Raw genomic sequence first — 9930 nt, 5'->3', positions numbered from 1 at the left:
TATCTTATGTACTTTATTTTTAGCAAATTTCATAGTTATGACTAATATTACTGTTTATGAGACTCAAATAAAAAATAAATTAGAGGAGATTTTTAAATTACAATACAAGTAATGATAAACAATATAGTTTCAGAGAGTTTAATCAAAATAGTACTTTCAATTTTGTTTCTACTATGTTTGATAGATATGCCATATGGTTTTTATCAATTAATACGCTTTATAGCATTAATAGGTTTTGGAGTACTTGCTTATCAATCTTATCAAAAGGAAAAACAAACAGAATTTGTTATCTATTTGATTTTAGCAGTTTTATTTCAACCAATATTTAAAATTTACTTAGGACGTACAATATGGAATATTATAGATGTTGTAGTTGCTATTGGATTATTATTAAGTATGGTAAAAAAGCAAGTTAAAAATTAGATTGAAGTAAGATTCTAATAAATCATATTAGAGAAACTGATGGAAAATAACAATCCTAATAAAGATGAATACTACTATACTTTGTTTGAATCAGGAAATAAAGGTTTTGTATTAAAAGAAGAATTTGAACCTCAAAAATTTCAATATCAATTAACAGAAGATTTTTTTGATTTATCTGCTCTGGTAGGTGAAAAACTTCATAATGGTATTTCTGAAGAAAAGTTATTAGAAGAAATAGGTTATAGTTTAGTATACAAATTAAACTCTCATAAAGAAGAAATTATATCATTTCCAGAAGGATTTTGCTCTGTATTAGGAACAAGCAAAGATAAAAGTGATAAGAATACAATGTACATAATTGTAACTTCAAAAAAGATTACTGATTTCTCAAACTTACCACGACATACTTCAAGTAGATATACAGTTTTCTTAGGTAGCATAAGAAATGATGAAGGTGAAAAGTTATCAAATGAAATGTTTATGAATTAAAAATAAAAACTATGAAAAGAATTTTATTATTCTGTATAATGCTAATGAGTTCAGCATTATTATTTAATTGCTCAAATGATGATGATTCATCAATAGAAAATACATCAACTCAAAAATTAATAGGTAAATGGTATTTTGAAGACCCCAAAGAAGTAGGTTATACAACAAATAATTCATTTACTTTCTCAAAGGATAAAACAGTTGTTTATTCATATTGGTCTGGAGGTAAAGCAAATGAATTTGACTCAGAAAAAGGTACTTATGAATTGAAAGGTTATGTATTAACAATGACTTTTCCTAAAGGAGTAAGTTTAACATATGTACAAAAAGTAACATATATTAATGATAAAAAGATAGAATTTACTTCAACAGGTAATTCTAATGAACAAGCATATGAAGGAACTTATTATAAAGAGTAAATCTCGGTGTATAATAACTATTTAATATAAAGCCACTCAGTTATGGGAGGTTTTTTCTTTAAAATATAATTGAACACAAATGAACAAAATATACATACCATTTAAAATAGGGATGTATTATGAAGAGGTAGAGTTTGAAGTTGAAGTATTATATGATAGGATTATTGGCTATGATAGTTATCTTTATGTAGGCAACAATTTTAAAGATATTCAAATAGAGTTAATCTTTTATTGGGATATATTAGTGTGTGTATTAATTAAATCAACTAAAGAAATAGAAAGATATAATATTGATGAATATTTGCTAATCAAAAACTATTACATAAAATCAGATATTAAGATTCAGAACTTGGTAGTTAGTTCAATTGTGTCAATGTAGTATTTTTATAACTCCTGGTAAATAATTAGGTGTTTCTATTGGTAAACCATATTAAAGGCATACAATTAGGCATACATAAAAAATATAGATGAAAAAATCTTAGTGATAGTGAGAGATACAGAGAATATTATATAGTCCGGTCCTCGCTACTACAAAGAGAGTTTCTAACAAGAAGCTCTCTTTTTTTATGTCTTTAACTGAGAATTAAGATTGGATAAACTATTTTTGCATCATGAATTTAGAAGAATACAAAAAACAATATAAATCAGATCAAGCGGTTGGTGCAATTGCGATCGAAAATCGCTTAAAAGAAGTTTATGGGACTTTAGAGCCTCGTTTTTATTCGCCTCAAGTGATGTCTTTTCAAGGTGGAGATGATCCAATTGATGGCGTTGCGGTTTTTAATGTGAATGGTTATTATCATTTGGTGAGTTACGGAATGTCGCATTTATACTATTCTGAGGAAAGTGTAGGAGCGGATTTTAGTAAATGGGGATTTGAGTTTTCTTTCCGCGTGAAACCTGTTAAAGATGATAATGGTGAAGATCCTTTTTGGGTAGTTCAATTAATGAATAATTTGGGACGATTCGTGAACGAAACAAAAGTTTGGTTTGATGAATACCAATTTTTACCCTTAGGAGGTCCAATTCGTACAGATTCGGAAACGGATATTGTTGGTTTGGCTTTTATCAAGGATGATGATTTAGATGAAATTGATACGCCTCATGGTAAAGTGATATTTATACAAATGATTGGTTTGAATTCGGAACAATTGAAAAGATTGGAAGAGAATTCAACCAAAGAAGAAATAATGTCAGTGATAGCTGAAATAAAGTCAGTTAATCCAAAATTTGTGTGTGAATTATAGTAGAAATTTTTAAAATAAAACATATTTGCGTTAGCCTATTTCTTAAATTATGTTAAATGTAAAAAACAGATTGTCAGTATTTTAAAATTGGTATTTGTTTTGATTATATCTAAATGTTAGTAGCACTAACAGTAGAATAAATTTTTCATAGGTTAGGTTAATAATTAGTAAAACTAATTATGAAGCACTTCTTCGGAAGTGCTTTTTTAGTATATTTAAGAAGAAAAAATAAAGATGTTTAAAAATTTATTCAACCGAAATAAAAATCAATCAAATAACCAAGAAGAATCAAAAACGATGACTTTTGAAGAAATTATTAATTCAGATAAACCAGTTTTGTTAGATTTTTTTGCAACTTGGTGTGGTCCTTGTCAAATGATGGGGCCAATTTTGCAACAAGTGAAAGAAGAATTGGGAGGTGATGTCAAAATCCTAAAAGTGGATGTTGATAAATATCAAGATTTAGCTGCACGATATCAAGTGCAAGGAGTTCCGACTTTTGCTATTTTCAAAAATGGTGAATTATTATGGAAACAAAGTGGAGCAAGGCCAAAAGAACAATTGGTGGCAGAAATCAAAAAATATATTTAAAAATAGGTTTGCTTTGCAGCCAAAGTCGATTAAAAAATCCGCTCATTGAGCGGATTTTTTTGCTTATGTAAATTTACTTAAAATTAGGTTTTCTTTTCTCTACAAAAGCAGTTGTTCCTTCTTTGAAATCTTCTTCGTCAAATAAATTTCCGAAACTTTCAATTTCAACTTCAAAACCATTGTCTTTATCTGACGCATTAATCGCTCGAATCGCGTGACGAATCGCTACAGAAGAATTTTTTGAAATTTTAGTCGCAATTTCTTTTGCTCGATCAATTAATTCAGCTTGCTCAACAACTTCATTCACTAAACCAATTTCATACGCGCGTTCAGCTGTAAACATATCTGCTGTCATAATTGCCTGCATTGCACGACCTTTTCCAATTAATTTTGGCAAACGTTGCGTTCCTCCATAACCCGGAATCAAACCTAATGTAACCTCTGGTAATCCTAATTTTGCATTGGTTGATGCTATACGAAAATGAGACGCCATCGCTAATTCTAAACCACCTCCTAAAGCAAAACCATTCACTGCGGCGATTACAGGTTTTTTAGAATTTTCAATTTTATCAAAAACATTTTCTTGTCCTTTTGCAGCTAATTGTTCACCTTGACGACCATCAAAACTTGCAAATTCTTTGATATCAGCACCAGCAACGAAAGATTTTTCACCAGAACCTGTTAAAATAATTACTCGAATAGCGGGATCAGAATCTGCGTCTGTAAAAAAGTTTGAAATATCATCTAATAAATCTTTGTTCAATGCATTTAATGCTTGCGGACGATTTAAGGTAACTAATGCAATTTTATTTTCTACTTCAACAATCAGATTGTTATAATTATATTCCATTTTGTTTGTGTTTTTATTATTCACTCAAAAATATCAATTGTTCACTCAACTAAAAAATTTATCAAAAAATAATTTGTACAATTCAAAATCCTTCCTAAATTTGTCCCAATGAAAACATTATTTACAAATAACTGGTGGTGGAATATCGAACAACAAAACGTTGGTTCGTAAGACCTCTATGCAGTTATATGTAGAAAAGGCTTGTCGTAACCGACAAGCCTTTTTTTGTGCTCTAAACCTAAATATTTAACAAATGAATTTAACTTTTAACATACAGAAAGAAACTGTTTTAGCCGATTTAACAACTCCTGTTCAGCTTTATTTGAAATTGCGAGATATTTATCCGAATGCCTTATTATTAGAGAGTTCTGACTATCATTCTAAGACAGATGCTAACTCTTTTATTTGTCTAAATCCGATCGCAACTTTTAAGGTTACAAACGGAATTGTGAATGAAACGTATGCGAATGGAGAAACAAAAGAATATGCGTTGAATGGTCAAGAATTGACAGAGAAATTCAAAAAATTTACAAGTCAGTTTATGATTCAAAATGGAGAAGATTTACTTGTAAATGGTTTATTTGGATACATTGCGTGGGATGCGATTCCACATTTTGAAACAGTAAAATTTTCAGCAAAAGGAAACGAAGCAACGATTCCAGAATTTTCGTATTCGTTCTATCAAAATATTGTGGTGTTCAATCATTTTCACAATGAAATTCAATTCATCGAATTTCAAAATGATGAAATAGATTCTAAATTTTCTGAAATTAAAAGTGTTGTTCATAACAAATCAATTGTTGAATATCCATTTAATGTAGAAAGTGAAATTCAATCGAATTTAACAGATGATGAATTCAAAGAAATGGTGACAAAATGTAAACAATCTTGTTTCCGTGGAGATGTTTTCCAAATTGTTCCTTCTCGTCAATTCAAACAAAAATTTTCGGGTGACGAATTTAATGTTTACCGCATTTTACGCTCTGTAAATCCTTCGCCCTATTTGTTTTATTTCGATTACGGAAATTATAAAATCTTCGGATCTTCACCAGAAGCGCAAATTATCATTAATAATAATCATGCAGAAATTCATCCTATTGCAGGAACAGTTCGCAGAACTGGAAGTCCAACTTTGGACAAAGAATTGACCGAAAAATTAATTGCTGACCCAAAAGAAAATGAAGAGCATGTGATGTTGGTCGATTTGGCTCGCAATGATTTAAGTCGAAATTCTGCTGATGTAAAAGTCGCACAATACAAAGAAATTCAGTATTTCTCGCATGTGATTCACATGGTTTCAAAAGTAACTGCTCAATTGGATCCAAGCGTAAATACGATGAAAGTTTTTGCAGACTCTTTTCCGGCTGGAACACTTTCTGGCGCACCAAAATTCAAAGCAATGGAATTATTAGACGGTTACGAAAATCAAAATCGTGGCGTTTATGGTGGCGGAATTGGATATTTAGGATTCAACGGTGACATCAACATGGCGATTGCGATTCGTACGTTCGTCAGCAAACAAAATACCTTATATTTTCAGGCTGGTGCTGGAGTTGTTTCCAAATCGGTCGAAGAAAATGAATTACAAGAAGTCAATCATAAATTAGGAGCGCTTCGTCGCTCAATAGAAATCGCTCAAAACCTATAAACTATGAAAATTTTAGTTATCGATAATTACGATTCGTTCACCTATAATTTAGTGCATTCATTAAAGAAATTCGCCGATGATATTACCGTTGTTCGCAATGATGGAATTACTTTGGAAGATGTGAATAATTATGATAAAATATTACTTTCTCCAGGTCCAGGAGTTCCTGATGAAGCCAATTTATTGAAACCAATCATCGAGAAATATGCTTCAACAAAATCTATTTTTGGCGTTTGTTTAGGACAACAAGCAATTGGAGAAGTTTTTGGAGGGAAATTATTAAATACACAAGAAGTTTTTCACGGAGTTGAATCTAAAATTGAAGTAATAAAAGACGAAGTGTTATTCCAAAATTTACCAAAAAAATTAGAAGTTGGACGTTACCATTCTTGGGTAGTTTCAAATGAAGATTTTCCTGAAGAATTAGAAATTACAGCAGTTGGTCCAAAAGGAGAAGTGATGGCTTTACGTCACAAAACGTATGATGTTCGCGGTGTTCAGTTTCATCCAGAATCTATTTTAACACCACTTGGAGATGAGATGATTAAGAATTGGTTAGAAGCTTAAAACGATGAAAAAATTATTAAATTTATTATTCGAAAATTATACTTTGAGCGAAAATGAAGCCTATCAAATTATGGTGGAAATTTCGGAAGAAAAATATTCGGCTGTCGAATTAGCTTCATTTATGACCATTTTTAATATGCGTAACATTACGTTGGAGGAATTAAAAGGTTATCGCCGAGCTTTGTTAGATTTATGTATCAAAGTTGATTTGCCAAAACAAGCGATTGATGTTGTAGGAACGGGAGGTGATGGGAAAGATACCTTTAATATTTCGACATTAAGTTGTTTTGTTTTGGCTGGAGCTGGCGAGAAAATTATCAAACAAGGAAATTATGGAGCATCGTCTGTGAGCGGTTCTTCGAATATGTTGGATAATTTTGGTTATGAATTTTCTGTTAATCAAGATAAACTAAAACGTGAATTTGAAGAAGTTGGAATTACATTTTTACATGCACCACTTTTTCATCCAGCTTTAGCGAAAGTTGCTCCGATTAGAAAAGGTTTGGCGGTAAAAACATTTTTCAATTTGATGGGACCTTTGGTAAATCCAGTTCAACCAGAATTTCAAAATTTGGGAACATATGATGTCAAAACTGCTCGATTATATCATTATGTGATGCAAAATTCGGGTGTGCAATATTCGATTTCAACTGCCTTGGCTGGTTATGACGAAATTTCGTTGACATCTCCTACAAAAGTGTACAATAATTCGGGTGAATTTGTTTTAGAAAGTAAAGATTTTGGTTTAAGTATTCTTCAACCTGATGAGATAAAAGGCGGAAAATCAATCGAAGAAAATTCTAAAATATTTTTAAGCGTTTTAGAAGGAAATTCAACCAAAGCACAAAAAGAAGTTGTGTTAGCAAACGCTGCTTTAGCGCTTAAAACAATTTATCCAACCAAAGATTTAATCGAATGTGTAGCGATTGCGAACGAAAGTTTAGACAGTAAAAATGCCTTGAATGTATTCCAAAAATTAATGAAACCATGAAAACGATATTAGACGAAATTGTCACGCAAAAACGTGTTGAAATTTTAGAAAAACAGAAAACTCAATCAATAGAAAGTTTTAGAAATTCAGAAAATTTTTTGCTTCCTGTTAAATCTACAAAAGCTTCAATTTTAGATAAATTAAAATCTGGAATTATTGCAGAATTTAAGCGAAAATCACCATCGAAAGGTTTTATTAACAAAGACGCAAATGTAAAAGAAGTTGTTTCCGGTTACGAAAAGTTTGGTGCTTCTGTCGTTTCTGTTTTAACAGATGAGCAATTTTTTGGCGGAAGTTTTGATGATTTAAAACAAGCAAAAGAAGTGTTGAATATTCCTGTTTTGCGTAAAGATTTTATTGTTGATGAATTTCAAGTGTACGAAACAAAAGCGATTGGTGCAGATTTGATGTTATTAATTGCAGAATGTTTAACAAAAGACGAAGTCTATAATTTAGCTAAAACTGCTAAGGGAATTGGATTAGAAGTTTTATTGGAATTACATTCAGAAGATCAATTAGAAAAGGTAAATGAATTCATTGATTTGATTGGAATTAACAATCGTAATTTGAAAAATTTCGAAGTTGATATTGAAAAATCAAAACAAATCTTGAAACAATTACCAACCGATTTAATTAAAGTTGCGGAAAGTGGAATTTCTGATCCTAAAACAGTAAAAGAATTAAGACAAGCTGGATTTCAGGCATTTTTAATTGGTGAAAATTTTATGAAAGCAGATAATCCATCTCAAGCATTTGAGCAATTTGTAAAAGAATCAAAATGAAACGTTTTCAAGTAAAGGTTTGCGGAAATAATAACATCGAAAATTTTAAAGAAATTGCAGCAATCGAACCCGATTATGTAGGCTTTATTTTCTATCCAAAATCAAAAAGATTTGTAGAAGACGAATCTATTTTTGAAGTTTTTCCGAATGCAGAAAAAGTTGGCGTTTTCGTGAATGAATCAGTCGAGAAAATTCTCGAAAAAGTTGAAGAATATAAATTAGATGTTGTCCAATTACATGGTGATGAAACAGCTGACTTTTGTGAAGAATTAATCAATCAAAAACATCAACGATTATTAACTGATGAAAACTTTTTAGACTTTAAAATTTGGAAAGCCGTTGGCATAAAATCGATTGAAGATTTTCAACAATTAACCACTTATCAACAAGTTATTGATAGTTTTGTTTTCGATACAAAATCAAATAATTACGGAGGAACTGGAAAGAAATTTGATTGGCAATTGTTAACAAATTATCAGTTATCAATACCCTTTTTATTAAGTGGCGGAATAACACTTGAAGATGCATTTATCTTGAAAAATTTTCAGCATCCGAAATGTATTGGATTTGATATCAATAGTGGTTTTGAGTCAGCACCAGGAATAAAAAAAACTGACGAAGTAAAACAGTTTATCGATACAATTGATGGACGAATTGAACAAAATTAAAAAAGAAACAAAATGAAATACGAAGTTGACGAAAGAGGTTTTTATGGTGAATTTGGAGGAGCATTTATCCCAGAGTTATTACATCATAATTGTGAAGAATTATCTGAAGCTTTAGCACAATATATCGATACAGACGAATTCAAAAATGAATTTAATTTGTTATTAAAAGATTACGTTGGTCGACCAAGTCCATTGTATTTTGCACCAAATCTTTCAAAAAGATATAACACCAATATTTTATTAAAGCGTGAAGATTTGAATCATACAGGTGCACATAAAATCAATAATGCGATTGGTCAAGCTCTTTTAGCAAAACGAATAGGTAAAACCAAAATTATTGCCGAAACTGGTGCTGGACAACATGGTGTTGCAACTGCTACTGTTTGTGCGTTGATGGGATTAGAATGTATCGTTTTTATGGGAGAAATTGACATTGCTCGTCAAGCACCAAATGTTGCACGAATGAAAATGTTAGGTGCAGAAGTTATTCCAGCAACCTCAGGAAGTAAAACCTTGAAAGATGCAACAAATGAAGCGATTCGTTATTGGATCAATAATCCTGAAACTTTTTACATCATTGGTTCTGTAGTTGGTCCTCATCCTTATCCAGCAATGGTAACGAAATTCCAAGCGATTATTTCAGAAGAAATTAAAGCACAAATGAAAGAGAAATATGGGAAAGAAAATCCTGATTACGTGATTGCTTGTGTTGGTGGCGGAAGTAATGCTGCGGGAGCTTTTTATCATTTTTTAAATGATGATTCTGTCAAATTAATCGCGGTTGAAGCGGCAGGTTTGGGCGTAGAATCTGGAGAAACTGCTGCTACAACTATCAAAGGAACAGAAGGAATTATTCACGGAAGTCGAACATTATTGATGCAAGATAAAGATGGACAAATTGTTGAACCTTATTCAATTTCGGCTGGATTAGATTATCCTGGCGTTGGTCCTTTACATGCGCATTTGTTCAAAACTGGACGTGCTGAATTCTTAAATGCAACAGATGATGAAGCCTTGGAAGCTGCTTTTATGTTGACAAAAGAGGAAGGAATCATTCCTGCATTAGAATCTTCTCACGCTTTAGCTGCTTTAGAAAAAATTAATTTTAAACCGCAAGACATTGTGATTCTGAATCTTTCAGGAAGAGGAGATAAAGATTTAGAAACATATATGAAAGTTTCCGAAAAATATTCTTAAAAATATTTGGTTAATTTTCAAAAATCACCTTACATTTGCACCCACGATAATGAAATCT

General features: G+C 31.2%; 12 protein-coding genes. 11 read left to right on the top strand and 1 reads right to left on the bottom strand.

Going from position 1 to position 9930, the window contains the following annotated elements:
- Nucleotides 1–111 precede the first annotated feature (111 nt).
- The 5 genes from N5D46_RS14260 (at nt 112) to trxA (ending at nt 3169) form a co-directional block, all read left to right on the top strand.
- A complete protein-coding gene (locus tag N5D46_RS14260; protein ID WP_347881038.1) occupies nt 112–423 on the top strand; it encodes a DUF6804 family protein in 312 nt (103 codons plus the stop codon).
- Nucleotides 424–462: 39 nt separating this feature from the next.
- A complete protein-coding gene (locus N5D46_RS14255) occupies nt 463–912 on the top strand; it encodes a hypothetical protein (RefSeq protein ID WP_280050400.1) in 450 nt (149 codons plus the stop codon).
- A 44-nt stretch (nt 913–956) separates the two neighbouring features.
- Nucleotides 957–1331: a lipocalin family protein gene (locus N5D46_RS14250; RefSeq protein WP_280050399.1), complete on the top strand. Its 375-nt coding sequence runs from the start codon at nt 957–959 to the stop codon at nt 1329–1331.
- 611 nt (nt 1332–1942) lie between these two features.
- A complete protein-coding gene (locus N5D46_RS14245; RefSeq protein ID WP_219033922.1) occupies nt 1943–2578 on the top strand; it encodes a suppressor of fused domain protein in 636 nt (211 codons plus the stop codon).
- 234 nt (nt 2579–2812) lie between these two features.
- Nucleotides 2813–3169, top strand: a complete 357-nt coding sequence (gene trxA / locus N5D46_RS14240) for a thioredoxin (protein WP_219033921.1) — start codon at nt 2813–2815, stop codon at nt 3167–3169.
- Between the two features lie 73 nt (nt 3170–3242).
- Here the strand turns inward: trxA and N5D46_RS14235 are convergent, their stop codons facing one another.
- A complete protein-coding gene (locus N5D46_RS14235; RefSeq protein ID WP_125349950.1) occupies nt 3243–4019 on the bottom strand; it encodes an enoyl-CoA hydratase-related protein in 777 nt (258 codons plus the stop codon).
- 253 nt (nt 4020–4272) lie between these two features.
- Here N5D46_RS14235 and N5D46_RS14230 point away from each other — a divergent pair, with 253 nt between their 5' ends.
- From N5D46_RS14230 to trpB, 6 genes are read left to right on the top strand one after another with little or no spacing between them, the layout of a single operon-like run.
- On the top strand, nt 4273–5667 hold the full coding sequence (locus N5D46_RS14230; protein ID WP_125349949.1) for a chorismate-binding protein: 1395 nt from the start codon (nt 4273–4275) through the stop codon (nt 5665–5667).
- A gap of 3 nt (nt 5668–5670) precedes the next feature.
- Entirely contained in the window at nt 5671–6234 is a 564-nt protein-coding gene (locus N5D46_RS14225) for an aminodeoxychorismate/anthranilate synthase component II (protein WP_125349948.1), read from the top strand.
- 4 nt (nt 6235–6238) lie between these two features.
- Nucleotides 6239–7225 carry an anthranilate phosphoribosyltransferase gene (trpD, locus tag N5D46_RS14220; RefSeq protein WP_280050398.1) on the top strand — a complete coding sequence of 329 codons (987 nt, stop codon included), beginning with the start codon at nt 6239–6241 and terminating at the stop codon, nt 7223–7225.
- Entirely contained in the window at nt 7222–8007 is a 786-nt protein-coding gene (trpC, locus tag N5D46_RS14215) for an indole-3-glycerol phosphate synthase TrpC (RefSeq protein WP_280050397.1), read from the top strand. Before trpD ends, trpC begins: the two co-directional genes overlap by 4 nt.
- Nucleotides 8004–8675, top strand: a complete 672-nt coding sequence (locus tag N5D46_RS14210) for a phosphoribosylanthranilate isomerase (protein ID WP_125349945.1) — start codon at nt 8004–8006, stop codon at nt 8673–8675. Before trpC ends, N5D46_RS14210 begins: the two co-directional genes overlap by 4 nt.
- 12 nt (nt 8676–8687) lie before the next feature.
- Nucleotides 8688–9872, top strand: coding sequence for a tryptophan synthase subunit beta (gene trpB, locus N5D46_RS14205; protein ID WP_280050393.1), 1185 nt, complete (start codon nt 8688–8690; stop codon nt 9870–9872).
- The last annotated feature ends 58 nt before the right edge of the window (nt 9873–9930 follow it).

Origin of the sequence: Empedobacter sp. GD03865, assembly GCF_029840775.1 — a bacterium.
Taxonomy (GTDB): Bacteria; Bacteroidota; Bacteroidia; order Flavobacteriales; family Weeksellaceae; genus Empedobacter; species Empedobacter falsenii_B.
Note: the sequence above shows the minus strand (reverse complement) of the source record. Positions and strands in the feature narration are given on the sequence as shown.